At 72.0% G+C, this 24,925-nt stretch carries 27 protein-coding genes; 10 read left to right on the top strand and 17 right to left on the bottom strand.

From position 1 onward, the window contains the following. Nucleotides 1-4: 4 nt before the first annotated feature. Together ACX9MN_RS26300 and ACX9MN_RS26295 are read left to right on the top strand one after the other, a co-directional pair. A complete protein-coding gene (locus tag ACX9MN_RS26300; RefSeq protein ID WP_489725871.1) occupies nt 5-1,243 on the top strand; it encodes an SfnB family sulfur acquisition oxidoreductase in 1,239 nt (412 codons plus the stop codon). Further along, nucleotides 1,243-2,616 carry an LLM class flavin-dependent oxidoreductase gene (locus ACX9MN_RS26295; protein ID WP_489725870.1) on the top strand — a complete coding sequence of 458 codons (1,374 nt, stop codon included), beginning with the start codon at nt 1,243-1,245 and terminating at the stop codon, nt 2,614-2,616. The genes ACX9MN_RS26300 and ACX9MN_RS26295 overlap by 1 nt, the downstream gene beginning before the upstream one ends. On the opposite strand, the gene ACX9MN_RS26290 is transcribed toward ACX9MN_RS26295, so the two are convergent. Both ACX9MN_RS26290 and ACX9MN_RS26285 read right to left on the bottom strand, forming a co-directional pair. After that, entirely contained in the window at nt 2,617-3,795 is a 1,179-nt protein-coding gene (locus tag ACX9MN_RS26290) for a transporter substrate-binding domain-containing protein (RefSeq protein ID WP_489725869.1), read from the bottom strand. A gap of 1 nt (nt 3,796) precedes the next feature. Beyond that, on the bottom strand, nt 3,797-4,852 hold the full coding sequence (locus tag ACX9MN_RS26285; protein ID WP_489725868.1) for a helix-turn-helix domain-containing protein: 1,056 nt from the start codon (nt 4,850-4,852) through the stop codon (nt 3,797-3,799). A gap of 380 nt (nt 4,853-5,232) precedes the next feature. On the opposite strand from ACX9MN_RS26285, the gene ACX9MN_RS26280 reads away from it, so the two are divergent. Together ACX9MN_RS26280 and ACX9MN_RS26275 are read left to right on the top strand one after the other, a co-directional pair. Next, nucleotides 5,233-9,816 carry a S8 family serine peptidase gene (locus ACX9MN_RS26280; RefSeq protein ID WP_489725867.1) on the top strand — a complete coding sequence of 1,528 codons (4,584 nt, stop codon included), beginning with the start codon at nt 5,233-5,235 and terminating at the stop codon, nt 9,814-9,816. 45 nt (nt 9,817-9,861) lie between these two features. Further along, nucleotides 9,862-10,059, top strand: coding sequence for a hypothetical protein (locus tag ACX9MN_RS26275; protein ID WP_489725866.1), 198 nt, complete (start codon nt 9,862-9,864; stop codon nt 10,057-10,059). 103 nt (nt 10,060-10,162) lie between these two features. Here the strand turns inward: ACX9MN_RS26275 and ACX9MN_RS26270 are convergent, their stop codons facing one another. From ACX9MN_RS26270 to ACX9MN_RS26260, 3 genes are all read right to left on the bottom strand, one after another. Further along, nucleotides 10,163-10,528, bottom strand: a complete 366-nt coding sequence (locus ACX9MN_RS26270; protein WP_042672258.1) for a response regulator — start codon at nt 10,526-10,528, stop codon at nt 10,163-10,165. Beyond that, nucleotides 10,525-12,015 carry a sensor histidine kinase gene (locus ACX9MN_RS26265; protein ID WP_489725865.1) on the bottom strand — a complete coding sequence of 497 codons (1,491 nt, stop codon included), beginning with the start codon at nt 12,013-12,015 and terminating at the stop codon, nt 10,525-10,527. The genes ACX9MN_RS26270 and ACX9MN_RS26265 overlap by 4 nt, the downstream gene beginning before the upstream one ends. A 181-nt stretch (nt 12,016-12,196) precedes the next feature. Next, complete coding sequence (locus ACX9MN_RS26260) at nt 12,197-12,739, bottom strand: DUF3016 domain-containing protein (protein WP_020096524.1); 543 nt, start codon at nt 12,737-12,739, stop codon at nt 12,197-12,199. A 204-nt stretch (nt 12,740-12,943) separates the two neighbouring features. On the opposite strand from ACX9MN_RS26260, the gene ACX9MN_RS26255 reads away from it, so the two are divergent. After that, on the top strand, nt 12,944-13,072 hold the full coding sequence (locus ACX9MN_RS26255; protein WP_020096525.1) for a hypothetical protein: 129 nt from the start codon (nt 12,944-12,946) through the stop codon (nt 13,070-13,072). Between the two features lie 10 nt (nt 13,073-13,082). On the opposite strand, the gene ACX9MN_RS26250 is transcribed toward ACX9MN_RS26255, so the two are convergent. Beyond that, a complete protein-coding gene (locus tag ACX9MN_RS26250; protein ID WP_026605481.1) occupies nt 13,083-13,361 on the bottom strand; it encodes a hypothetical protein in 279 nt (92 codons plus the stop codon). 29 nt (nt 13,362-13,390) lie between these two features. Continuing rightward, entirely contained in the window at nt 13,391-13,639 is a 249-nt protein-coding gene (locus ACX9MN_RS26245) for a DUF6894 family protein (protein ID WP_020096527.1), read from the bottom strand. Nucleotides 13,640-13,761: 122 nt separating this feature from the next. On the opposite strand from ACX9MN_RS26245, the gene ACX9MN_RS26240 reads away from it, so the two are divergent. Beyond that, nucleotides 13,762-14,019 carry a hypothetical protein gene (locus ACX9MN_RS26240; protein ID WP_489725864.1) on the top strand — a complete coding sequence of 86 codons (258 nt, stop codon included), beginning with the start codon at nt 13,762-13,764 and terminating at the stop codon, nt 14,017-14,019. A 76-nt stretch (nt 14,020-14,095) separates the two neighbouring features. On the opposite strand, the gene ACX9MN_RS26235 is transcribed toward ACX9MN_RS26240, so the two are convergent. The 4 genes from ACX9MN_RS26235 to ACX9MN_RS26220 all read right to left on the bottom strand — a co-directional run bounded on the left by ACX9MN_RS26235 (nt 14,096) and on the right by ACX9MN_RS26220 (nt 15,992). Further along, on the bottom strand, nt 14,096-14,554 hold the full coding sequence (locus ACX9MN_RS26235) for a Ros/MucR family transcriptional regulator (RefSeq protein WP_020096529.1): 459 nt from the start codon (nt 14,552-14,554) through the stop codon (nt 14,096-14,098). A gap of 349 nt (nt 14,555-14,903) precedes the next feature. Further along, nucleotides 14,904-15,128 (bottom strand): hypothetical protein, encoded by a 225-nt coding sequence (locus ACX9MN_RS26230; RefSeq protein ID WP_489725863.1) that lies wholly within the window; start codon nt 15,126-15,128, stop codon nt 14,904-14,906. 105 nt (nt 15,129-15,233) lie between these two features. Beyond that, complete coding sequence (locus ACX9MN_RS26225; protein WP_020096531.1) at nt 15,234-15,383, bottom strand: hypothetical protein; 150 nt, start codon at nt 15,381-15,383, stop codon at nt 15,234-15,236. A 114-nt stretch (nt 15,384-15,497) separates the two neighbouring features. Then, complete coding sequence (locus ACX9MN_RS26220; RefSeq protein ID WP_091684063.1) at nt 15,498-15,992, bottom strand: GAF domain-containing protein; 495 nt, start codon at nt 15,990-15,992, stop codon at nt 15,498-15,500. A gap of 371 nt (nt 15,993-16,363) precedes the next feature. Here ACX9MN_RS26220 and ACX9MN_RS26215 point away from each other — a divergent pair, with 371 nt between their 5' ends. Beyond that, nucleotides 16,364-17,200 (top strand): outer membrane protein, encoded by an 837-nt coding sequence (locus tag ACX9MN_RS26215; RefSeq protein ID WP_205833912.1) that lies wholly within the window; start codon nt 16,364-16,366, stop codon nt 17,198-17,200. A gap of 178 nt (nt 17,201-17,378) precedes the next feature. Here the strand turns inward: ACX9MN_RS26215 and ACX9MN_RS26210 are convergent, their stop codons facing one another. The 4 genes from ACX9MN_RS26210 to ACX9MN_RS26195 all read right to left on the bottom strand — a co-directional run bounded on the left by ACX9MN_RS26210 (nt 17,379) and on the right by ACX9MN_RS26195 (nt 21,785). After that, complete coding sequence (locus ACX9MN_RS26210; RefSeq protein ID WP_489725862.1) at nt 17,379-17,792, bottom strand: VOC family protein; 414 nt, start codon at nt 17,790-17,792, stop codon at nt 17,379-17,381. 138 nt (nt 17,793-17,930) lie between these two features. Continuing rightward, complete coding sequence (locus tag ACX9MN_RS26205) at nt 17,931-19,265, bottom strand: MFS transporter (protein ID WP_132368609.1); 1,335 nt, start codon at nt 19,263-19,265, stop codon at nt 17,931-17,933. A 534-nt stretch (nt 19,266-19,799) separates the two neighbouring features. Continuing rightward, nucleotides 19,800-21,371: an ABC transporter substrate-binding protein gene (locus tag ACX9MN_RS26200; protein ID WP_489725861.1), complete on the bottom strand. Its 1,572-nt coding sequence runs from the start codon at nt 21,369-21,371 to the stop codon at nt 19,800-19,802. Between the two features lie 108 nt (nt 21,372-21,479). Beyond that, nucleotides 21,480-21,785 carry a hypothetical protein gene (locus ACX9MN_RS26195; protein WP_489725860.1) on the bottom strand — a complete coding sequence of 102 codons (306 nt, stop codon included), beginning with the start codon at nt 21,783-21,785 and terminating at the stop codon, nt 21,480-21,482. A gap of 170 nt (nt 21,786-21,955) precedes the next feature. Between ACX9MN_RS26195 and ACX9MN_RS26190 the strand changes: the two genes are divergently transcribed. The 3 genes from ACX9MN_RS26190 to ACX9MN_RS26180 all read left to right on the top strand — a co-directional run bounded on the left by ACX9MN_RS26190 (nt 21,956) and on the right by ACX9MN_RS26180 (nt 23,902). Beyond that, nucleotides 21,956-22,567, top strand: a complete 612-nt coding sequence (locus ACX9MN_RS26190) for a PAS domain-containing protein (protein ID WP_489725859.1) — start codon at nt 21,956-21,958, stop codon at nt 22,565-22,567. 227 nt (nt 22,568-22,794) lie between these two features. Next, nucleotides 22,795-23,022, top strand: a complete 228-nt coding sequence (locus ACX9MN_RS26185) for a hypothetical protein (RefSeq protein WP_020094088.1) — start codon at nt 22,795-22,797, stop codon at nt 23,020-23,022. Nucleotides 23,023-23,305: 283 nt separating this feature from the next. Beyond that, a complete protein-coding gene (locus ACX9MN_RS26180) occupies nt 23,306-23,902 on the top strand; it encodes a hypothetical protein (protein WP_489725858.1) in 597 nt (198 codons plus the stop codon). Between the two features lie 42 nt (nt 23,903-23,944). Here ACX9MN_RS26180 and ACX9MN_RS26175 read toward each other — a convergent pair whose 3' ends face one another. Both ACX9MN_RS26175 and ACX9MN_RS26170 read right to left on the bottom strand, forming a co-directional pair. After that, nucleotides 23,945-24,193 (bottom strand): hypothetical protein, encoded by a 249-nt coding sequence (locus ACX9MN_RS26175; protein WP_020094086.1) that lies wholly within the window; start codon nt 24,191-24,193, stop codon nt 23,945-23,947. Nucleotides 24,194-24,282: 89 nt separating this feature from the next. Next, entirely contained in the window at nt 24,283-24,756 is a 474-nt protein-coding gene (locus ACX9MN_RS26170; RefSeq protein WP_489725857.1) for a CYTH domain-containing protein, read from the bottom strand. Nucleotides 24,757-24,925 lie beyond the last annotated feature (169 nt).

Raw genomic sequence — 24,925 nt, 5'->3', positions numbered from 1 at the left:
GGCGATGCCGCTCCAGCCCCACGAGACCGCCTTCACGCAGGCACCCGCGCCGCCGCACCCGGTGCCGGTCCTTCCGGACGCCGCCGCGGCGCTCGCCGTCGCCGGCCGGCTGGCGGAGGCCTTCGCCGAGGCCGCCGCCGAGCGCGACCTGGAGCGCCGCCTGCCAATCGCCGAGATCGCGCGCTTCACCGAATCCGGCCTGTGGGCGATCACGGTGCCGAGGGAATACGGCGGCCCCGGCCTCGACAGCGCCACGGTCGCCCAGGTGATCGCCCGGATCGCCGCGGCGGACGGCTCCCTCGGCCAGATCCCGCAGAACCATTTCTACGCCCTGGAGGTGCTCCGCAACGGCGGCACCGAGGCCCAGAAGCGCGCCCTCTACGGCCGCGTCCTGGCGGGCGAGCGCTTCGGCAACGCGCTCGCCGAGACCGGCGCGCGCGACCACACCCGCCGCACCCGCCTCGTGCGCGACCCGGCTGGCTGGACTGTCGAGGGCCGCAAAGACTACTGCACCGGCTCGCTCTACGCCCACCGCATCCCCACCCTGGCCAATGCCGAGGAGGACGGCCGGGCGGTCGCCTACCTCGTCTTCGTCCCCCGGGACGCGCCGGGCGTGACCCTGGTCGACGACTGGGACGGGTTCGGGCAGCGGCTCACCGGGTCGGGCTCGGTCCTGTTCGACCGCGTCGCCGTGGAGCCCGACTGGGTGGTGCCGTTCCAGGCCTCGCTGGAGCGGCCCACCGCCCTCGGCCCCTTCGCGCAGATCCTGCACGCTGGGATCGATCTCGGCATCGGCGCGGGCGCCTTCGCGGCGACCTTGCCCTTCGTGCGCGACCGCGCCCGGCCGTGGATCGATTCCGGGGTCGCGCGGGCGAGCGAGGATCCCCTGACCCTCCACGCGCTGGGCGACGTCCAGGTGCGCCTCGCGGCGGCCGACGCCCTGCTGGCGCGGGCCGGCCGCTTCGTCGACGCCGCGCAGGAGGCCCCCGACGCCGACAGCGTCGCGGCGGCCTCCGTGGCGGTGGCGGAGGCCCGGGCGGCGAGCCACCGGGCCGGGCTGCTCGCGGCCAACAAGCTCGTCGAGCTCGGCGGCACCTCGGCCACCGACCGGGCCGAGGCGCTCGACCGTTACTGGCGCGACGTCCGCACCCACACCCTGCACGATCCGGTGCGCTGGAAGTACCACTGGATCGGCGCCTACCACCTCGACGGCCGGCAGCCGCCCCGGCACGGAGCGCTCTGATGGCCCTCGGAAAGAAGCAGATCCTGCTGAACGCCTTCAACATGACCTGCGCGGGCCACATCAACCACGGGCTCTGGACCCACCCGCGCGACCGCTCGGCCGATTACAACACGCTGTCCTACTGGACCGAGCAGGCGAGGCTCCTGGAGCGCGGCCTGTTCGACGGCCTGTTCATCGCCGACATCATCGGCGTCTACGACGTCTACGGCGGCGGCATCGACGTGACCGCCCGGGAGGCCGTGCAGCTCCCGGTCAACGACCCGACCGTGATGATCTCCGCCATGGCGGCGGTGACCGAGCATCTCGGCTTCGGGGTGACGATCAACGTCCACCAGGAGGCGCCCTACACCTTCGCCCGGCGCCTCTCGACCCTCGACCACCTGACGGGCGGCCGGATCGGCTGGAACGTCGTCACCGGCTACCTCGACAGCGCCCACCGCGCCCAGAGCGGCGGCGCGCTGCCGGCGCACGACCGGCGCTACGACTACGCCGACGAGTACCTAGAGGTGCTCTACCGGCTCTGGGAGGGCAGCTGGGACGACGCGGCCGTGCGCCGCGACCGGGCGGCCCGGGTGTTCAGCGATCCCGCCCATATCCGCAAGGTCGTCCACCGGGGCGAGTTCTTCGCGGTCGAGGGCTACCACCTGTCGGAGCCGTCGCGCCAGCGCACGCCGGTGCTCTACCAGGCCGGCGCCTCGGGCCGCGGCCGCGCCTTCGCGGGCCGCCACGCCGAGTGCGTGTTCATCTCGGCCCGCGACCCGGCCGCCGCCCGCGAATCCGTCCGCGCCATCCGGGCCGAGGCGGTCGCGGCCGGCCGGGAACCCGACGACGTGAAGGTGTTCGTCGGCCTCGCGGTGATCCCCGGGCGGACCCGGGCGGAGGCCGAGGCCAAGCGGGACGAGTACCTGTCCTACGCGAGCCCGGAGGCGGGGCTCGCGCATTTCTCCGCCTCCACGGGGATCGACTTCGCCCGCTACGGCCTGGACGAGCCGATCCCCTACGCGCCGGGCAACGCCATCCAGTCGGCCACCGCGGCGGCGGCCAGGCGCGGGCTGACGAAGCGCGACCTCCTCGCCGAATTGCAGCTCGGCGGCCGCTACGCGGTGCTCACCGGCGACGCCGTGACGATCGCCGACGAACTCCAGGCCTGGATCACGGAGGGCGAGGTCGACGGGTTCAACCTCAGCCGGATCGTCGTGCCGGAGAGTTTCTCCGACTTCATCGACCTCGTGATCCCGGAACTGCAGGATCGCGGCCTCTACAAGACCGCCTACGCCGAGGGCTCGCTGCGGGCGAAGCTGTTCGGCCAGGGGGACCGGCTGCCCGCCCGCCACCCGGCCGAGGCCTATCGCGGCGCGCCTCGGCGGCCCTGATCAGCGACCCTGGGACTCGCCGCTCTCGGAGCCGAACCAGCGGCCGTAGATCTCGTCGTAGCGGCCATCCTCCCGCAGGCCCAGCAGGGCCTGGTTGACGCGCTTGCGCCGGGGATCGTTGGCCGGGAACAGGATGCCGTAGGATTGCCGGTTGAACGCGGTGCCGACCAGGCGCAGGGCGTCGTGGCCGGGCCGGGTCGCGTAGTAGCTGAGCGCGGGGGCATCGTAGACCACCGCCGCGACCGTGCCGGCCCGCAGCGCCGCGCAGGCCTCCTCCAGGGTCGCGAAGCCCACCGGCGTGGCGAAATGGTCCGCCAGGTAGGCGACCGAGGTGGTGTTGGCGACCGTGCCCACCCGCTTGCCCGGCAGGTCCTGCGGGCCGTTGATCGCGCCGCGCAGGCGCTCCACGGTCGCCGTGCTGGTCAGGCCCGCGGTGAACCACGCCACCAGGGCGATGCAGGTGAACAGCCAGAGCACCGTGACGGCCCGCGCCAGCGGGCTGCGCGGCATCTCCTCCGCCTGGGCGGCGAGGCTGCTCAGGGCCCACCAGACGACGTGGGCGAAGCCGCGCGCCGGTCCCGAGCGCGCCGCCATGCCGCCGGGGTGGCGCCGCTCGAGCCACCAGACCAGGGCCGCCACCGCCAGGATCAGGGCGGCGAGCCCCAGCAAGACCTGCAGGAAGGCGGCGTCGCTCAGGAGCGCCCGGAGAGCCCGCGCGGTGGCCGAGCCGGTCGCGTCCGGCTCCGACCGGACGGCGATGCGCAGGCCGGTCTCCAGCATCGTGACGGAGAAGTCGAAACGCCGCTCGCGCTCCGCGGTGATCGACACCGCCGCGATGGCGAGGTCCGCGCGCCCGTCCGAGACCGCCACGAACAGCGCCGGCAGGTCGTCGACGCGCAGGTAGGCCGTCCGGACGCCGAGATCCCGCGCGAGGGCGTTCCAGAGATCGATGCTGAACCCGCGCAGCCGGCCGTCCTCGTCCATGACCAGGGGCGGCACCGGATGGGTCGCGACCCGCCACGTCTCGGGCTCGCCGGTGCGGAGGGCGGGCGCCGCCTCCCGGGTCTCGGCCTGGACGGGGCCCGCGGCGAAGGGCGCGGCGGCCGCGAAGCACAGGCAGAGGGCCAGGCAGAGGGACAGTGCCCCGGCGCGCAGCCGGCCGGCGGACCGGCGCGGCACGTCAGAGGCTCTCGATCCAGTTGCGCAGGACGGCGCCGGGCGCGGGTTCGGGGCCGGTCTCCAGGCGCTGGGACGCGTCGCTCGGGATGAAGCCGAACCGGCGCTTGAACGCCCGCCGGAAGGTCCGCTCGTCCGAGAAGCCGACCGCGAAGGCGACCTGCGAGATGCGCAGGGGTTTGGGGGCATCGTCGCGCACGAGCATCCGCATCGCCGCCATGAGGCGGCGGTCGCGGATATACGCCACGATGCCGTTGGGGGCGAACAGCCGGTACAGGGTCGAGCGCGACAGGCCGAGCCGGGTCGCGATCAGGGCGGGCGTCAGCTTCGGGTTGCCGAGTTCCGCCTCGACGAGGCGGCGGACCCGGATCCGGATGTCCTGGTGCTGGGAGGGGCGCCCCTCCTCCTGCCCGCGCAGCCAGCTGGCGCAGAGCTGGGTGATCGCCGCCGAGGCCGCCAGGGCCTCGCGGCGGTCGAGGAGGTCGCCGCAGGCGACGACGTTGGCGACGAAATTATGGACCAGCCGCCCGAACGGGTCGCCGTCGTGGTCGAGGGGGCGCCCGTGCAGGGCGTCGGGGTGGCAGCCCTGCTTCTCCAGCAAGGCGCGGGGGATCACGACGTTCGTGGCGTCGACGGCGCCCGCCACGATGCGCACGGGCTGGGCGAGGTCGAAGACGATGCACTGCACCTCGTTCACGGAGCCGGTGCCCTGATCGGTCTCCACGCGGCTCTGCCCCCGCCGGTAGAATTGCAGCAGGATGTGGTCGAGGCCTTGCTGGCCGATCATCTCCCGCGTCCGCACGAGGGTGTGGGCCGGCGCCACCACGTCGCCGACCAGTAGGTCGCCGAGATGGTAGCTGCGCATCGCGATCGGGACGGTCAGGTCGGTCTCCGGGCGGAAGCTCACGTCGAAGATGGGCGCGAGATGGTCCTGCCACGCCCGCCCCAGCGCCGCGGGATCCCCGGGCGGCTCGAACCGCAGGCAGGCGACCTCGCCGCCCGGAGCCTCGCCCCCGGCCGGCGCCGCGTCCGGGTCGTGGTTTCTCTCCTCGGAAGACATACGTAGAGCCTGACACCTGCTGTTCGCGCGACCGATGAAGAACGGGGGCCTGTCCCAAGGTGACGCGTGGCAACGCGGTCCGGTCGTCCCGCACGTTAGCCGCGTCCACCCGGACAGTCCTCCTGTCTCCCGCCGACCCGAGCGGCTGTACACTGTCGTTTGCCCGGGCGGCGTGCGATTCGACGCGGGGGCCGCCGGATCGGGGCGCCGCGCGCGGCAGCGTCGGACCACCATGACACGCGAGCCGCGGAATGGTTCCTTCCGTCCCAGAAAGGGGGATTGCCGTTTCAGACTGTCGCGCGCGGCGCCGAGTGTGGCCGCAATGTGATAGTTCGTTAAAGCCGCATTTCCTACCCCCCCGTACACAGTTTGCGACAGGCATGACGGGGGTCAGTCCGGTGGTCCAACAGTATAGCGATGTAGAGCGTGTGACCGGATCCTGTGATCCGAGCCGGGGCGCGCGCGCCGGAACCCGGCGGCGCGGCCCCGTACGGCTCGGATTGCTGGTCGGCAGCTCGCTCGCCACCCTCACGCTGGCTCTCGGACCTGTTGCGGCGCAGACCGTGCCGGCGCGCTCGCCTTCGACGTTCGATGCTTTTGGCGTTCCCCTGACCGCGGCGCAGTTCGACACGCCCGAATACAGAGCCGACTGGGGCTTGTCTGCGATTAATGCCGCCACCGCTTACGCCCGAGGCTTCACCGGTCTAGGCGTATTGGTTGCCGTGATTGACTCCGGGATCGACCCCACGAATCCAGAATTCCGAGGACGGATCTCTCAGCAATCAAGAAATTTTATTCCCGGACTAAATCAAACTATTATATTCGATACGGACACTGCATCCAGTCATGGAACCCATGTGGCTGGTACAATTGCGGCTGCCCGTGATGGCGTCGGGATGATGGGGGTCGGTTTCGACAGCAAAATATTGGCGTTATTCAATTTACGCAATACAATCTCTGCAGTGGAGGCAGCAACTCAAAGCGGCGCCCGGGTCTTGAATGGCAGCTATGGACCGACGACCTCTTCTCCGATTGTCGATGGATTTTTGAATCCTAACTATAGAAGAATGTCAATTCAAGAATTCGAGATATCAGATGAGAGAGAGGCCAGTGCGCTCCTTAGGGCCGCACAGTCAGACATGCTCATGGTCTTAGCCGCAGGCAACGATCGAAGAAGTCAACCCGATGTAACTCAAAACCCGAGCGGCGCCGCATTCTATCCATTCATCAAGCCAGCGAATGCGAATAGCGGTCTCTACCAATTTTATACCACCTACGGGACTGACCCTAATGGCGATCCCAGCCCCGACTATGCGCCGACCGGCCCCGTCGACCAAAGCAAAATCGATTTTTCGAAGCTGGACGGCTTTATCGTTTCAGTAGTCGCAGTCAACGAAAATAAGAAGATCGCCAATTTCAGCAACTGGTGCGGTGTTACGGCAGCGTGGTGCATCGCGGCACCGGGCGTCAATATCTATTCAACCGTGCAGGTCGGACAGGGCTACAGCGGCTTCGACGCCAACAACAATAAAATTCTCAATGGTTCAAACTATGGGCCTCTGCAAGGCACCTCAATGGCCGCGCCGCACGTGGCCGGTGCTGCGGCCGTATTGCGTCAGGCGTTCCCGTTCCTGACGGCGCCGCAGATCGCCCAGACCATGTTCACAACCGCCACCCATCTCGGTGACGGGCCCGCCAACGCCCCGAACGCCATCTACGGCTGGGGCCTGCTCAACCTCGGCAAGGCCATCGACGGCCCGGGTCAGTTCACCTCCACTTGGACGGTCAACACCACCTACAATGGCCAAGCCTATTACGGCCGCTTCGCCAACGACATCTCGGGCGTCGGCGGTCTGATCAAGGTTGGTCTCGGCACACTCGAACTCGCCGGTACCAACACCTATGCCGGCGGCACCGCCGTCCTCGGCGGTATCCTGGCCGTCTCCCGCGACGCCAATCTCGGCGCCGCCGGCACCGGCCTGACCCTCGGCGGCGGCACCCTCGAGGTCCTGGCCGACGGCTTCGTCACCGCCCGCCCGATCACGCTGGCCGACCCCGGCACCCTGCAGATCGACCTCGGCACCGCCACCTTCGCGGGGCCGATCGACGACGGCAGCCAGCCCGGCGTGCTCGTCAAGACCGGCCCCGGCACCGCCGTGCTCTCGGCCGCCAACACGTTCACGGGCGGCGCCCTGGTCGGCACCGGCACCCTGGCCCTGACCGCCACCGGCAGCCTCACCGCGCCCGTTCTCGTCGGCTCGGCGGCGAGCTTCCTCAATGCCGGCCTCGTCTCCGGCAACGTCGGCAACTTCGGCGTCCTCGCCAACAGCGGCACCATCACGGGCGGCCTCGCCAATGCCGGTCTGGCCCTCAACACCGGCACCGTCGCGGGCGGGCTGGCCAATGCCGGTCTGGCCCTCAACACCGGCACCATCGGCGGCGGCGCGGCCAACAGCGGCAGCCTGATCAACGCCGGCACCGTCGCGGGCGGACTGACCAACACCGGCACCGCCCTCAACGCCGGCACCATCGGCGGTGGCGTCATCAGCAGCGGCATCCTGAGCAACAGCGGCGCCATCGGCGGCGGCGTCGCCAACACCGGCCTCCTCGCCACCAGCGGCACGATCAGCGGCGGCCTGACCAATGCCGGCACCGTGCTCGCCAGCGCCGGCCGCATCGACGGGCCCATCGCCAACAATGCCGGCCTGCTCGCCGTCTCCGGATCCGTGGCCGGCACCGGCCCCTTCGCCAACGCCGCCGGCGCGACGCTCGCCGTCACCACGGGCGGCAGCTACAGCCTCGCCGGCCCCCTCGCCAATGCCGGCCTCGTCGCCGTCGCCCAGAGCGCCAGCCTCACCGCCTCCGGCGGCCTCAGCAATGCCGGCCTCGTCGCCAGCGACGGCACCCTCACCGCCGACCTGACCAACACCGGCGTCGCCCGCCTGTCCGGGCAGTTCAACGGCACGCTCACCAACACCGGCCTCGTGCAGATCACCGGCCCGCTCGCCGGGCTCACCGGCCTGACCAACACCGGCGCCCTCGACCTCGGCGGCACCGCCCTCACGCTCACCGACCTCGCCGGCCCGGCCTCCGCCGTCCTGGGCAACGGCGCCCTCACGGTCTCCAGTGCGGCCGCCTCCACCTACGCCGGCGCCATCCTGGAGACCGCGAGCCCGACCAGCCTGACCAAGGCCGGCCCCGGCACGCTCCTGCTCACCGGCCCCGGCCTCTTCTCCGGCCCGACCACAATCCAGGCCGGCACGCTGTCGCTCAACGGCTTCTGGACCTCGCCGGTCACGGTCGCGGCCAATGGCACCCTGCGCGGCATCGGCACCGTCGCGGCCCCGGTCACGGTCGCGGGCGCCCTGCGGCCGGGCAACTCCCCCGGCACGCTCACCGTGCTCGGCCCGGTGGCGTTCGCCCCCGGCAGCAGCCTCGGCCTCGACATCGACGGACCGGGCACCGGCACCGGCGCGGGCAGCTACGCCCGCCTCCTGGCGCTCGGCCCGACCGGTACGGTCTCGGCCAACGGCACCCTGGTGCCGGAACTGCGCGGCATCACCGGCAACGCCACGAACAGCTTCACCCCCGCGCTCGGCCAGCGCTTCGGCGTGCTCACCGCGCAGGCCGGGCTGTCGGGCTCGTTCAGCGGGCTCGCCCAGCCGGCGGCGGGCCTGCCGGCGGCCACGCGCCTCGACGCGCTCTACGCCGCCACCGGCCTCGACCTCGTGGTCACGCCCGCCGCCTACGGCAACCTCGCCGGCCTCGGCCTCGCCCAGACCGGCAACGCCCGGGCCGTGGGCGCGGCCCTCGACCTCGCCCGCCCGGCCGCCGGCACGCGGCCGGACGCGGCGCGGGCGCGGGTGTTCGACCCGCTCTACGCGGCCGGCCCGGCGACGCTGCCGGGCGGCCTGGCGAGCCTGTCGGGCCAGAGCTACGGCGACGCGGTGATGACCGACCTCGCCGCGCGCCGTCTGCTCTCCGACACGATCGACCGGCACCAGCGCGGGCTGGGCGGGGGCGCGGGCGCGTTCAGCGCGGGCGATCCGGGCCCGGGCCCGAACCGCACGGCGCTGCAGGTGCGCGGCGGCGCCGGGGCGGCGGCGGCGCCGCTTGGGGTGGGCGAGGGCCGGGTCTGGGCCGACGCGCTGTACGGGTTCGGCGCGCGCGCCGGCGACCGGGCGGCCACGGGCGCCGGGTTCGACGCGGGCGGGCTGCTGATGGGCGTCGACCGTCAGGTCGGGGCGGACACGCAGGTCGGCGGTGCGTTCAGCTACCTGCGCGCGGGCGGCACGTCGCGGGGCGCGGGGCTGGGGCGGTTCACCACTGACAGCTACGGCGGCACGCTCTACGCGAGCACGCGGCTCGGCGCCGTGGTGCTGCGGGGCACGGCGGGCGTGTCGTACGCGGACGGCCGGGTGGACCGGACGGTGGCGCTGGGCGCGGCGGTGTCGCAGGCGAGCGGGGTGTCGTCGGGCTGGAACGGCGGGGTGTCGGGCTTTGCCGGGTACGCGCTGGCGACCGGCCTGCCGGTCGAGGTCGTGCCGGAGGTGGGCTTCAGCTACGACCGGCTGACGCGGGGCCGTGTGTCCGAGCGGGGCGGTCTGGTCGGGCAGGGCTTCGGCGGGCAGGGCTTCGCGGTGGCCGACCTCGACGCGGCGCGCAGCCTGGTCGGCGGGCGGGTGACGAGTTGGGCGTTGGCGGGCATTCCGGACCTGCGGCTGGAGGGTCGGGCGTACTGGGCGCACGAGCTGGCCGACACGGCGGCGGTGGTTCGCTCGAGCCTGTTCGGGGCGGGGTTCGCGGGCCGGACGAGCGCGCTGGGCCAGGACGGCGCGGTGCTGGGGGTGAGCCTGACGGGGGCGGTCGCCGAGGGCGTGCGGCTGTCGGTGGGCTACACCGGCGACGTCCGCCCGGGCGCCACCGCCCAGGTGTTCACCGCCGGCCTCCAGGCCGCGTGGTGAGGGGCGCCGCCTTTACTTGGCCGGCGCCGTGGTCCGGAGGCGCGCATGCGCGGGAGAGACGGCCCGAATAAGCCACCGCCCGAGCCCGCACCGGCAGCCCGCCGGCGCGGCTTCTTCCGGCGCGTGCTCGACGGTCTCGAAGCCGTCGAGCTGCTGGTCCAGGCGGGCCGGCTGGTCTGGTGGCTCCTGAGAGGCCTGTGGCTGGCCGCAGGCGCGATCGTGCGCCTCTTCGGGGATCGCTGACGTGCGGCGCCGGCAGCGGCGCGGGAATCGATGCCCGCGCGGATGTTTCACGGGAAACATCCGCCGCGGCGCCGCGGCCCGCGCCACCGACAGCCGGGTAATGTCAGCCGAACAGCGCCCGCGCTACGACCTGCGGGTCGATCGGCTTCTGGCAGAGGGCGACGGCGCCGTGGAGCGACGGCACGGCGACCGGATCGTAGCCGGTCGCGAACAGGAAGGGCACGCCGCGCGCGTGCAGCGCGTCGGCCACCGGATAGACCAGCTCGTCCTGCAGGTTGATGTCGAGGACCGCGGCGTCGATCTCGGTCGTGCCGGCGATCAGCGCCAGCGCCTCGCCGACGCTCGCGACCGGACCCAGCACCTGAGCGCCGCCTTCCTCGAAGCCGGACTTGAGATCGACGGCGATGAAGTAGTCGTCCTCGACGAGCAGGACCCGCCTGCCGGCCAGCGCGCGTGGTTTCGAGGTCATGTGGGGTTGCCTGCGGCCTCTCCCTCGGGGAGCGGGATGTTGATCGAGCAATGTAGCGCCGTGGCGCCGAGTTCGTAGCTGGTCGTCGCCTTCAGGGCGTAGGGCAGGGCGTGCTCGATCAGTTCCCGACCGTAGCCGCCCCGCGGCGCCGCGTCCGCCAGCTCCGGTCCGCGAACGAGACCCTCCTCCACCCATTCCACCAGCAGCCGGCCGCCGCCGTCGTCCGCCCGGTAGGTCCGCCACGTCACGCTCAGGCGTCCCTGCGTGGTGGTGAGCGCGCCGTATTTCAGCGCGTTGGTGGCGAGCTCGTGCAGGGCCAGCGCGAAGGTCTGCACCGTCGCCTTGCGCAGCCGCACCACGGGCCCGTGCAGCCGGATGCGCGCCGGCATGGCCGGGGCGTCGAGGGCGGCGAGTTCCGTCTCGATCAGGGAGCGGAGCGTGATCGGTTCCTGATCGGAGCGCGAGAGGAGGCCCTGGACCCGCGAGAGGGCGGACAGGCGATCGTTGAACCGCTGCCGGAACGTCTCGCCGGGCCCGGTCTGGGCCATGGTCTGCTTGGCGATGGAGCGCACGACGCCGAGGAGGTTCCGGGTCCGGTGCTGCAGCTCGGCGACCATGACCTGCTGCCGCTCCTGGAGCTGGCGCAGATCGTCGATGTCGGTCGAGGTGCCGAGCCACTCGACGATCCGGCCCTGCGCGTCGCGGACCGGCGCGGCGCGGGTCTGGAACCAGCAGAACCGGTCCTCGGCGGCGTTGCGGAGCCGGTGCTCGAAGGAGAGGTGGCCGCTTACCGGCGCGTCGCGCCACGCGGCCGCGGCGACCGCCTCATCGTCCGGATGGACCGCCGCCAGCCAGCCCCAGCCCAGGCTCGTCGCGTCGGTCTGCCCGGTATAGGCGTGCCATTGCGGGCTCGACCAGATGCAGGCCCCGTCGATCGCGGCGCGCCAGACGAGCTGGGGGATGCCCTGGGCGAGGGTGCGGAACAGCTCCTCGCTCGCGCGCAGGCGGCGCTCGGCCAGAACCCGCTCGGTGCTCTCGACCACGATGGCGATGACCCCGGCCGGGCGCCCGTCCTCCCCGAAGACCGGCGAGTAGTCGAGATTCATCCAGACCGGCTCGGGCCGGCCGTAGCGGTGCAGGGTCAGTTGCTGGTCCTTGTACGACAGCGTCCCGCCGGCGAGGCCGACGCGCATGACGTTGTCGTTGAAGTCGGCGACCTCCGGCCAGCCCTCGCGCACCTTCGAGCCGAGGAGCTCGGGATGGCGGCCGCCCGCGAAGCCCGAATAGGCGTCGTTGTAGATCATGATGCCGTCCTCGCCCCAGAGCAGCACGATCGGCACCGGCGATTGCAGCAGCGTGCTGACCGCGAAGACCAGGCTCTGCGGCCAGTCGGCGATGGGACCCAGCGGCGTCCTCGCCCAGTCGAAGCTCCGGACGAGGTCGGCGAGCTCGCTGCAGCCGGCCGAGAAGATGCGGGCCTCGCTCATGCGGTGACCGACTCGTGAGACTCCGGCTCGGGCGAGCGCAGAGGGTGGAAGCCCGGTCCGCGACCGGTCGGGTCGGCCGGCCCGGCGTGCGGGTCACGCCGACGCTACTACACCGCTCCTCTGCCCGGTAGGGGCGCCGCCGGCTCCGGCCCGGTCGCGTCGTCGGGCCGGCAGACGGGTTCTAGCCGCGGCCCGCGGGCTCCGGGAAGCGCCGGGCGAACCAGTCGCGCAGGATCTGCCGCTCGTAGTAGAGGCCGCCGGTGGAGAAGCGGGGATTGGACGTCAGCAGGAAGTTGATGTCCGTCACCGTGTCCGCGCCCTGTGACACGGTGCGGCCGCCGCGACGCAGGCTGTAGGCGAGGCGGATCCGCGGCGGCGTGGCGTCCGTCACGACCCGCAGGCCGGTCGGGGTCGCGAAGCCGGGCCGGTCGAAGCCCGCCAGATCGACGTCGAGCACCGTGATGTCGAGACGCTCGTCGGGGCGGAGCCGCGCCGTGCCGAGATCCGTGAAGATCCGGGTCAGCTCGGCCAGGGTGACCCGGAGCGGCTGCCCGGAGCCGAAGCGGTTCTCGGCATCGGTGAACCGCTCCGGCGCGGCGTAGCGCACGGCCACCTGCGCCTGTGCCGCCGGCTGTGCCCGGGCGGGGGCCGCGGACGACCCGATCACCGAGAGCGCGGCCGCGGCCGCGAGCGCGGCCGATCTTCCGGCGAGACGCGTGCGCATACCGAACTCCTCTCCGCGTGTGGCGGCCTGACCGGGGCAGGCCTGCCGGGAAGAACCGCCCGAATGGGGCCCGGTATCCAGTGCCCCGCGCGGATGTCCGGCTGCGACCGAATGGCGCCCGACCGTCCATAGTCTCGCCGTGATCCGGGCGCCTCGTAGCGCTCCCGGCCCGAGGGGCGAGCCGGTCATGGGAGTCCGACGCGCATGATGAACTCTGTTCTCGCGCTTCTCACCGTCGTGGCGGTGCTGGTGGTCACGGCGCTGATCAAGCTGCCGCTCCTGCCGTTCCGCCTGGTCGGCCGCCTTCTGCGGAGCCGCCCGGCGGCGGCCTGACTCGCGCCGCTCAGGCCGCCGCGTCGATGACGAACTCCATCCCGCGACCCGGCCCCTGATCGGAATAGTCGACGAGCGCCAGACCGCGCTCGGCCAGGGTCGCCTCGACGGTGTCCCGCTCCCGGCGCACCATCTGACCCACCGCCAACGGGGTCAGCCGGGGGCTCGCGCGCCGCAAGCGGTCGACGCCGATATGGGCCGGCGTGCCCGCGTCCTCGGCGATCCGGGCCAGGGCCAGACCCAGGTCGCGCGCCTTGGTCTCGGCGGCGGATCTCGGCTTGAACGCCATCTGCTTCTCCTTCTGCTCGGCCACCCGTCTCAGGCGGCCCGCCTGTCGACGCACACATCCGGGAAGGCCCGGATCCAGACCCGACGGCCCTTGGCGTCGTAGACCTCGACCTGCCAGCCCGACCAGTCGAACCGCTCCACGACCCGCTCCATCAGCGCGAGCGCGACCCGATCGGCGTGGGCCCGCACCTGCGCCGCGTTCGGAAACCGGCTGCCGCGCAGGTCGGTCACCAGCTCGTGGCCGTCCGTGCAGTGGAAGCGGTAAAGCCGCGTCGGCATTGCGCTTCCCTCGATCAATCCACAGCACTCCACCGCGATCCGGGAACGGGGCGCATCCGCGGTTGAACCCACCGCGCCGATGCGCTTTGTTCGTGATATGTTCTATACGGATTCGGACGGCGATGCACCCAGATCCCGAGGCGGCCCCTGCGGAGATTCGTCTCAGGGAGGCCGAGACGATCGCCGTGGCCTATCACAGGGCGGCGAAGGGTGACGCGTGGGCCGCGCTCGTCGCGGCCATCGCGGACGCTCTGGTCGATCTCGACGCGCTGGAGCGGCGCCTCGCCCGGCAGGGCGGGCTGATATCGCCGGGCTACGCCCGCGGCCGCACCGGGGCGGGCGGGGTCCGGGAGAAGCGCCGCGCCGGCCCGGAGGGTTGACCGCCCGGCGATACCCGCGCGGTCGGCCGGGCAGCCGGCGGTCTCGCCGCCCGGGCGGCGACGCGCCTGTCGGGGATCAGTGGTCCGTGCCGCCGCGCCGCGCCATGGCGCCGGGCTGGCCGAGGCCGATCGCCTTGGCGAGGGCGGAGCGCTGCTCGGCGTAACCGGGGGCGACCATCGGATAGTCGGTCGGCAGGCCGTAGCTGTCGCGGTAGCTGCGCGGATCCAGGCCGTGGCTGGCCAAGTGGCGCTTCAGCGTCTTGTAGAGCTTGCCGTCGATGAAGCTGACGATCCCGTCGTGCCGGACCGACTTGCGGATCTGGGCCGCGCTCGGCTTCTCGACCTCGGCCTGCGGGGCCGCGCCGGCCTGCGCCGCCGGCGTCCCGGCGACGAGTCCGCTGATCGCGCCGTGCACCCGTGCGATCAGGGCCGGCAGTTCCGCGGCCGGCACCGGATTGTTCGACACGTAGGCGGCCACAAGCTCGGCGGTCATCACGGCCAAGGTGTTGGATGTCTCATCGAAGGTCTCATTCATGATCGGACTTCCAGCGAGCGATTTACGTTCCCACGGTTTGGGCGCGGCAAGGGTTTAAACAGCGTAAATATAGAACGAAGACTCGATGAATATCTCTAGATTTTCTCGCGCCGTGCGGAGGCCGACGGGTGCGCCGTTCGTTGCACGTCTGCATCGACCGCAGAGGATCTCGGCGCGTCCGGACGGGGGTGACCCGGCTGACCGCGCGACAGCCTCGAACGACGCCGATCAGCGCCGCCGAACGACCCCGCGCGCCCGCAGGCGACTTCGACGGGCGACCCGCGCGCGCCGGCACAGGCAAAGCGCCGCGCCTTGAGGGCGATGGACGGATGAAGGGGGTTCGCGCGCCTCAGCCGGCGCCGTACCCGCCCTTCCGGTTGTCGGACTGCGGCGCGGGCGGTCGGGTGTCGTAGCCGCCGCTCTCCGGCGCCGCGTCGGAGCCGGGATCGACGGGGCCCGGGGCGTTGGGACCGCTGCCGCCGGCCGCCGGGTCGGCCCGCTTCTCCGGGGCTGCCGGCCGGCCCGGCGGGACGGTCCCCAGGGCCTCGCGTGCGGCGTCGACATCCTGTCCCATCCGTCCCTCCCTGCGGTCCTTCGTGTAGGGCCAAGGCGGGAGGTCGCCGCATGTTCCCGGCGCGGTCGCCGGGACCGGCGTGCCGGGCGATGCGTCAGCGCGGCCTCATTTCCGCTCGCCGGTGGGGTTGGGCGTCGCGGACGTGTCCGGCGCGACCGCCGGATTGACGGGCGTGACCTTCGACCACGTGGCCGCGATCGCCACGATGGCGAGCAGCAGGACGATGAAGATGCCGATGAGGGTGAGGCGCTTCATGTGGCGGGTCTGGGTCTTCCGTGCGAGGGCCTGAGGGCGGGGAACGGCCGGGACGGCCGATCGATCCCGGCCAGAACGGGATCCTGCGGCCGCGGACCCGCGCGGCCGCGACCGTCACGATCCCGCCGGGCGCGGCCGCGCCAGGGCGGTGGCCGCGTGCCGGGCCAGATCCTCGAGCCGGCGGACCGTCGCGTCGTCCGGGATGACCGAGGCGCACCAGTAGGCGCCCAGTGCGGCGACGGGCTCGGGCGAGCCGATCGGAACCATCACGAGGCTGCGCATCGAGGTCAGGCGGTAGAGGGCGAGCGGCACCCGGGGATCGCACTCGATGTCCGGGATCACGATGGTCGCGTCGTCGAGCATCGCGCGGCCCGAGATGCACGCCGTCAGCGGGAACCTGCGGCCGCGCCACAGAGGCTCGATGGCGTCCTCGGCGGCGTAGAAGGAGGCGTCGCCCTCGCGCAGAACCACCGCGATCCCGTCGGAGCCCGCGATCTCCCGCGCGGTCTCGCGCAGGATCGCGACCGTGTCCTCCAGGGACCGGGCGGTCGCCAGGCGGTGGGCGGCCCGAACCAGACCCGAGGCGGGATCCAGGGAGAGTTCATCCATGTGGGACGCGGCCGCGAGCACTCCGATCGATCGGGCAACGACCCATGCGGTGCCACTGTACAAGTCTGTCGGGCACCGGCGCGGTGGGCAACAACCTGGATCAAGCGTTTCGCCGACGGAATCGGGCGCGCGGAGATGTGCGGTCGCAGCGTGCGCATATTGGTCGTCGCGGCGGACCTCCGCGACAGAAGTCGCGAAATAGTTCCGCGACACCGGATCACGACGCCGCGATGATGTGCTCCAGCGCACCTTTCGGTCCACCGGCTCCGGACCCCCGCCGGCGCTGTTGCAACAATGCACTATCGCGCCCGCACATCCTGACGTCCTGTCCGCCCCGCACACATCCCGTCCAACGGGAGACAGAGGACCAGATGATCAAGAAGCTTCTGCTCGCGAGCGCCGCCACGGCTCTCCTGACCGGCGCCGCCTCGGCCGCCGACCTGCCGCGCCGCGCCGCCCCGCCGCCGGTGTTCACCCCCGTCCCGGTCTTCACCTGGACCGGCGCCTACTTCGGTATCAACGCCGGCTACGCCTTCGACGCCAGCGACCGCAACACCGGCAACACCTTCGCCGTCCCCTTCCCCTACGCCGCCCCCGGCACCGTCGCCTCCTTCCGCAACCGCAGCCAGGACGGCTTCTCCGGCGGTGGCCAGATCGGCTACAACTGGCAGATCACCCCCGGCTCCGGCCTCGTGATCGGTGTCGAGGCCGACGCCCAGTACCTCGACTTCGGCCGTAACCGGAACAACGCCTTCGTCTCCGGCGCGCTGGCCCCCGGCTACTACGTCACCGACCCGCGCGGCCTCTCCAGCCTCGACTTCTTCGGCACCGTCCGCGGTCGCCTCGGCTACGCCTTCGACCGCACCCTCGTGTACGGCACCGGCGGCTTCGCCTACGGCTCGGGCAGCGCCGACCGCTCCTTCGGCGGCTACGCCGGCAACGACAGCTTCCGCACCGGCTGGGCCGTCGGCGGCGGCATCGAGTACGCCCTGCCCACCGACTCGTTCCTGAACTTCTTCCGCTCGAGCGCCGTGACGCTCAAGGTCGAAGGCCTGTACGTCAACCTCGACCGCAACACCCGCAACCAGGGCGCGTTCGTCATCAACGCCGCCAACAACTTCCCGGTCGTCTACAGCGGCATCGGCCGCCGCTCCGACGAGTTCGCCGTCGTCCGCGCCGGCCTGAACTACAAGTTCGGCTCCTACTGAGATCGACCAGCGACGGTCGGGGTGCGACGCTCGCACCCCGACCGTCGCACCCGACCCGAAACGCGAAGGGGCCGCTTCCCACAGGAGGCGGCCCCTTCGCCGTTCAGGCGGCCCGAATCCGGCCCGGCCTCGACCCGGCCTCGACCCGGACTTGACCCGGACTTGACCCGGCGCCGCCTCAGTAGCCCTTCCAGAGGCCGGGTGTGGCCAGCTCGAGCAGGTGCCCGTCCGGGTCGCGGAAGTAGACGCTGACGCCCCCCCGCGGCCAGCGGGTGCGGCCCTCGACGGCCACGCCGGCGGCCGCGAGATGGTCCTCCCAGGGCGCGAGGGCGTCGGTGTCGATCGAGAACGCGATATGGGCCGGGCCGCGGCCGTCATGGGGCGGTATGAGACCGCCCGGCGTCTCGATCGGCTGCAGGGACCCGCCTTCCGGAAAGAGCAGGAGGACGCCGCGGCCGCCGACGTCGAAGGCGCGCATGCGGAAGTCGGTGAAGAGGCAGCGCAACCCCATCGTGTCGCGATAGAAGGCCTCGGCGCGGTCGAGGTCCGCGACGTACAGCGCCGTCTCCAAGATGGCGTTGAGCTCGGGCACGGCGATCTCCTGGCGGCGGCGCGGTCACGGCCCGCGGGACCCCGTCCGGTCCGGGCCGGTCCAGTCCGGGCCGGCGCAGCGCCGGGCGGCGGCCGCACCGGGCCAACCGGCCGGTCCCGGACTCGGTTCGCCGCGGGCTCAGACGGCCGACGGCCGCGGCGCGCCCGAGTCGGGGCGCGGGGCGCGGCCCGGCACCAGCGACAGGGCGGCCGAGAGCAGGGCGAAGACCACGAGCGGCAGGAGGCTCAGGGTGAAGCTGCCGGTCCCGTCCTTGATCGCGCCGATCAGGTAGGGGCCGAGGAAGCCGCCGAGATTGCCGACCGCGTTGATGGCCGCGATGCTCGCCGCCGCCGTGGCGGGCGGCATCTGCTCGGTCGCGAGCGCCCAGAACGGGCCCTTGAGCATGTAGACGCCCATGGCAGCGATCGTCAGCGCCGCCACGACCGGGCCGAGCCCCGACAGGACCGTGCCGCCCGCGAGCCCCAGCGCCAGGATCAGGAACGAGAGCGCGAGGTGCCAGCGCCGCTCGGCGGTCCGGTCGCTGTGCCGGCCCCAGAGGACCATCGCCAGGGACGCGAAGCCGTACGGGATGCTGTTCAGGAGCCCGGTCTCGACGTTGCCGAGGCCGAAGCTCTTGACGATCTGCGGCGTCCAGAACGACAGCCCGTAGCTGCTCGCCGTCGAGCCGAAATAGATCGCGGCGAAGAGGGCGAGCCGCCGGTCGCGCAGGATGTCCCAGAGCGGCGGCTTCGCGGGCTGGCCGCTGCGGGTGTTGCGCGCCGCCTCGGCCCGGAGCTGCCGCTCCAGCCAGTCCCGCTCGGCCACCGGCAGCCACGCCGCGTCCCGCGGGCCGTCCGGCAGGAGCCACAGGACCGCGACGGCCAGGAACACCGCCGGCAGGCCCTCGAGGATGAACAGCCACTGCCAGCCGGCGAGGCCGAACCCCGTCACGTTGAGCAGCGCGCCGGAGATCGGCGAGCCCAGGAACGACGAGATCGGGATCGAGATCATGAAGACCCCGATGATCCGCGCCCGGTAGGCGGAGGGGAACCAGTAGGTGAGGTAGAGGATCACGCCGGGGAAGAAGCCGGCCTCGGCGAGCCCCAGCAGGAAGCGCAGGCCGATGAACGACCACGGCCCCTGCACCAGGGCCATGGCGGCGGAGATGAGCCCCCAGGTCGCCATGATCCGGGCGATCCACAGCCGCGCCCCGAAGCGCTCCAGCATCAGGTTGCTGGGGATCTCCATCAGGAAGTAGCCGAGGAAGAAGATGCCGGCGCCCCAGCCGAACACGGTCGCCGAGAGGCCGACATCGTGGTTCATCTGGATCGCCGCGAAGCCGACATTCACGCGGTCCAGGAAGGAGACGAAGTAGGCGAGGATCAGGAACGGCACGAGCCGCCAGCCGATCCTGCGCATCGCCGAGCGTTCCAGGGCGGCCTCGTCCGGGGAGCCTGTCGCCAAGCCTGTCATCGAGCGTGTCCTCGTCGCGTCATGGAATCCGCGCGGCGTCGAGGGCGTCGATGCACCGCCGCGATGGCGGTGAGACGGATATCTCGGGCTTCCTCGCGGGCCGGTCATCTCTGGCGGTGACCTGTGCCGAATCTGCTTACCCCGTTCCCGATGCGGCTGGGAAGCGCTCGCGCGGCTTCAATCGATCGGACTTGTTGGAGGGAACGGCGTATTCGTGTGGCAGGATACCGTTGAACTACGCCGTGCCGGCGACACAGTAGGCTCGTGCAGCGGGGCTGTAGGGGTGCCGATGGCCTGTTCGTCTTTGCGAGCGCAGCGAAGCAACCCAGGGATGCGAGACATCGGTCAAGCTTGGCGCAGCTGGATTGCTTCGCTGCGCTCGCAAAGGCACGGAGCCAGTTCTGCGCGATCTCTGTCGCCGGACCGCGACCCTCTCCGCGTTCGGGTACCCGGAAAAGGCGCGCACGCACGGACCTGGAGCCGCTGAACCCGCGCCCACGTCCCGAGGTCTTGAAAGAGGGCGACCCTTGCGCCTCAGCCCTTCTTGACGTTCCAGAACACCGGCACGCCGTCGAGGACGCCGGTCAGGGACGGCTTGTACGAGGTCTGGTTGAAGTACTGCCCGAGGGGCAGGTAGGGCAGGTCGGCGAAGGCCTGCTGCTGGAGCTCGCCCGCGAGCCGCTTGCGCGCGGCGGTGTCCGGGGCGTCCAGCCACTGGTCCCGCAGCGCCTCGATCCTCGCGCTGGTGGGCCAGCCGATCGCGGCGCTCTGTCCGGTCCCGCGCAGGAAGGCGCTGACCGCGGGATTCGCCTGGTCGAGCCCCGCCCAGAAGGTGCAGAAGGCGCTCCAGCCGCCCTGGGCGACCGGCTCCTTCTTGGCGCGCCGCTGCACCACCGAGCCCCAGTCCATGACCTGATAGTCGACGTTGAAGCCGGCGCGCGTGAGCATGTCGGCCGCCACGTCGGCGAGCGCCTTCAGGCTCGGGAAGTCCGAGGCGCCCATCAGCACCACCTTCTCGCCCTTGTAGCCGGCCGCCGCCAGCGCCGCCTTGGCGCCCGCGTAGTCGCGCTTGCTGGTCAGGGCGTCGAGGCCGACGTCGCTCGCCATGGGCAGGCCCGGGCAGAAGAAGCCGGTCGGCACGTGAATCAGCTTGGGATCGGTGCCGGTCACCGCCTGCATGAAGTCGGTCTGGTCGACGACCTTCAGCAGCACCTGCCGAATCGCCGGATTGTCGAAGGGCGGCTGGAGCTGGTTCATCCGCAGGCAGCCGATCAGGCCGGTCGGGTCGGTGATCCGCGTCGTCAGCCCGCGGAGGGTGGGCACGAGGTCGGCCGGCGGCTGCTCCCACCAGTCCATCTCGCCCGTCTGCATGGCCGAGGCGGCGGTGGCCTGATCGGGGATGACGTTCCACTCGACCCGGTCGACGTGGACGCGCTTCGGGCCCGAGGTCCATTGCGGCTCGCCGCCCTCGCGGGGGACGTAGCCGGCAAAGCGCTCGTAGACCACCCGGGCGCCGACCACGCGCTCGTCCGCCTTGAAGCGGAACGGGCCGCTGCCGACCATCTCGGTCACCTGCGTGAACGGGTCGGTCTTGGCGAGACGCTCCGGCATGATGGCGCAGATCGAGGAGCCGACCTTGCCGAGCGCGTCCGGCAGGAGCGCGAAGGGCTTCTTCAGGCGGAACTGGATCGTCCGGTCATCCGAGGCCGAGAGCTCGTCCGTGTAGGCCATGAGCGTCTGGCCCATGGCGTCGCGCTTGCCCCAGCGCGCGACGCTCGCCACGCAGTCGCGGGCCAGGACCGGGCTGCCGTCGTGGAAGGTCAGCCCGGGCCGCAGGGTGAGGCGCCACAGCGTGCCGTCGTTCTCCACCGTGTGGCCCGCCACCATCTGCGGCTGGGCGGCGTAGGCGGCATCGGTGCCGTAGAGCGTGTCGAAGACGGCGAGCCCGTGATTCCGGGTGACGTAGGCGGTCGTCCAGATCGGATCGAGCACCGTCAGGTCGGCCTGCGGGATGAACTTGAGCGTCCGGGCGGCACTGCCCTGCGCCAGCGCCGGGGTCGCGAGGGCGGCCCCCGACAGGGCCATGAAGGATCGTCTGTTCAGCATGCCGACTCGCCCGAGCGTTGCAATCCCGCTCAGGTTAGCACGCGGCGGGCCAAGCGCATCACAAGTGCATCACGGGCGCACCGGTCAGCGCACCGGTCAGCGTGCCGGTCAGCGTGCGGCCGCCAGATCCTGCACGAGGGTCAGGATGCGGCGGCGGATCTCGGGATCGTCGATGCGCCGGTAGGCATGCAGCAGGGCGTCGGCCTCGTCGGCACGCCCGCCCGCGACGCCGGCGCCCCGCTCCGCGCTCAGTGGGCCGTACAGGGAGGTGGCCGGAACCTGCAGCGCGTCGGCGATCCGCTGCAGCAGCCGCCCGGCACCCGGCGCGTGCGGCGGTGCGGAGCGCTCGAACAGGTCGTCCTCGGGCGCCGCAGCCCCGGAGGATCCGCTCCGGACAGGTGACTTCGATCCCATCGGCGGTCAGGCTCTGGCGCGCGGGCTGGCTCGAGCATTCATAATACAGAAGACCGGCAGGACGCGAGTGGCCAGCACGCAACAGTTGCATGAATGCGTCAAAGAAGTCTTGAGGTTGCAGCTACCGAACCCGTAGATCGACCGGACCGGAGCCGCACACGTACACCGCCATGCCCAAGACCAACGCGTCCGTCGGTCAGACCTGTCCCGAAGCCTTCCAGATCGCGCTCGATTCCGCCGACATGATCGGGCACTGGGCGTGGGACCCCGCGACGGACCAGGTGCGGGTCGACGCCCTGGTGGCCCTCCTGTTCAAGGTCGATCCGACCGCGGCGGAATCCGGCATCCCGCTGGCCGTCTACGAGGAGGCCATCCACGTCGACGACCGCGACCGGGTCGACACCCTGATCCGCCGCAGCGTCGCGGCGGGGAGTTCCTACGTCGCCGAGTACCGGGTGATCTCCGTCGACGGCCGGATGCGCTGGGTCCTGGCGCGCGGCCGCTTCACCAGCGACCGTCGCGGCCGGCCGACGGGCGGGCGCGGGATCCTCGTGGACATCACGGCGCTGCGCGCGCGCGAGGCGATCGGCGGCGCGACCGCGCCCGACCTCGGCGACACGCCCCTGGACCGGGCGGTCGAGCACGCCCTCGCCGCGCAGGACGCCGTCGCGGCGCTGGGCGATCCGGCCCTGAAGGCCGAGGCGGACGCGCTGCTGATGGCGCTGGGGCGACGGCTGGCCCGGCGGCAGGTCGCGGAACGGCGCCGCCGCCGCCTGAACTGAAGCGTGACGGCAGCGGCGCGGCGGCAACCACTAAATCCCGCCGCTAATTGTGCGCCTTGTTCGTGCAAAGCGGGGATGAACAAGCTTTCGTCAAGATAACGACTTTATTGGCCGCGAGCAGGTGCGGGACCGGCAGCGGCGTTGCCGGAGCCCCGTTCTCACCCGAGCGCGTCGCGCGCGCCGTTGCCGTCCGGACCCGGCGGGTCCGGCTTCCCGGGATCGTCGTCATGCACTTCACCGTCACCGCACGCCTGTCCGCGCGCCGGTTCGCCTACCAGCACGCCTCGGTCCTGACCGCCCTGGATCAGGGCATGAGCCTGATCGCGGCCGGCATGGCCGAGGTGACGATCACGGACGGCAGCGGCGAGGCGCGGACGCCGGCCGCGCTGTACCAGTCCCTGTTCGGGGCGCCCGGTCCCCTGCGGCGCCGCCCGGCGCAGGCGCAGGCCGCCTGATCCCGGACGACCCGATCGCGCGCGACGTCCGCCCCGCAACAGATCGTCCCGCAGCGGATCGCCCCCTCGCCGGGCGGCGACGGGGCAGTGTCCGCAGGTGCTCGGGCGATCACGCTTTCGGTTTCACGACCCGAGGCCTGGAAACGACCGCGGCCCATCTCGACTAAAGAGAAATTTGACCAGTACGACGTCGTCTTTCTGGACAACGGCCGAGATCAGGCTTAACCTCGGTGTGTTCGTGCCGCCGACATGCGCGCTCGAATGCTTCCAAGGATCATCTTACATGAAGCGCCGCAGCGCGCGACCGTTCATGGTCGAAGTCAAGCAGACCCGTTCGGCCCGCACAACGCTGACTGCCACCGAGGCGCGGCCGCGCCCGGACAAGATCCTGTGGCCGGAACTGGCGCAGGCCGCCCTCGCGCCGCCCGCACCCGCGCCCGCCCCTCAGGCGGCACCGGCGCCGCGCCCGGAACGGAAGGTGCCGGACGCACCGGTGCGCCGCGTCCTGCCGAGCCTCATGCCGATGTTCGAGGCCCCGGCCGAGCCGGTCCTCGAAGCCGCCGACGAGGCCGCGACGGACCCCGCCGCCGAGACCGTCCCGGCGCCGCGGGCGCGGCGCGGGCGGCCGCGGGCGGCCGCGCGGGACGCGCTCCCGCAGGTGCAGACGGTGCCGTCGCGCCCGGCCGCGCCGACCGCCCCGCCGCCGGCCCCGCCCGTCGACGAGGCGCCCGCCCGCGTCCCGCCGCCGGCCGCGTCCGGTCCCACGTCGGGTCCCACGTCGGGTCAGGGCCCGTCGCCCCGGTCGACGGCAGGGCGGCGGACGAACGAGCTGCGGCTCGGCGAGCGCTGGAAGCGGCGCCTGCCGCACTTCATGCGCTGATCCCGCGCCGACGGCCCGGCCGCGCCCTCGCGGCCGGCCGCGTCAGGTGAAGAACGGCCTGAAGTTCTCGAGCCATCCGCGCAGCCAGGCCTCGCAGCCCTGCCGGGCGCCCTCGGCGTCCTGGCCGTGCCCCCAGATGTCCTCGGCCAGCGGGCTCCACCAGGTCCAGAACCGGCTCGATCCGTCGTAGGCGCAGATCCCCACGACGACCGTCCCGACCCGGCCGACGAAGCGCGGGAGCGGCACGCCGGCGGTCTCGTCCTGCGTCCAGGTAATCAGGGTCCGGGGCATGCCGTGAGAACGGTGGCCGCCCCGGGATGTTCACGGACCCGGATGTTCGAGATGTTCGACCGGACGGATCCGCCCGGCGCGTCGGGAACCTAGGCCGCCCACCGCTTCGGCACCGATCCCGCGGCCAGCCGCGAGTTGCGGTAGCGCGCGTCGTCGGTGACCTCGCGCTCGACCCAGGGAGGGAGCACCACCGGCTGGTCCTCGCGCTCCAGTTCGATCTCGGCCAGGATCAGGCCCGCGAGGTTCCCGCCGAACACGTCGACGTCCCAGACCGCCCCGGCATGCGCGACCCGGTAGCGGGTCTTCTCGAGCCGCCGGCCGGGCGGCACGGTGGCGAGGAGCGCCGCGCCGTCCTCCGGCGCGATGGCGAACTCGATCTCGTCCCGGCTGGCGCCGCGGCGCGGGCTCTTCCACGTGATCAGCGCGCGCTCACCGGCCCGGCGGATCCGGATCGTGTTGGCCGCGTCGGTGAAGAGGTATCCCTGAACCAGGGGCGTCCCCGCCCGGCACAGCGCCAGAACCGACGGGTTCGCGATGAACTTGCGCTCGATCTCGACAGCCATGCCGCGCCTCGTGGACGTTTGACGCGTCAGCCTTCGCCGACAAGCCGGCCCGCGACAAGCCGCCTGGCGGGGATGAGCACAGCGTTACAGGCATGGCTCGGTGCCAATGCGCGCGGGCTGCAATGGGATCGTGTTAAACTTATGTAAAAGCGTGAGGAGGCCGTCGATT

Source organism: Methylobacterium sp. 1A (genome assembly GCF_058072805.1).
The sequence above is the reverse complement of the archived record's forward strand: the minus strand, read 5'-3'. Positions and strand labels throughout refer to the sequence as shown.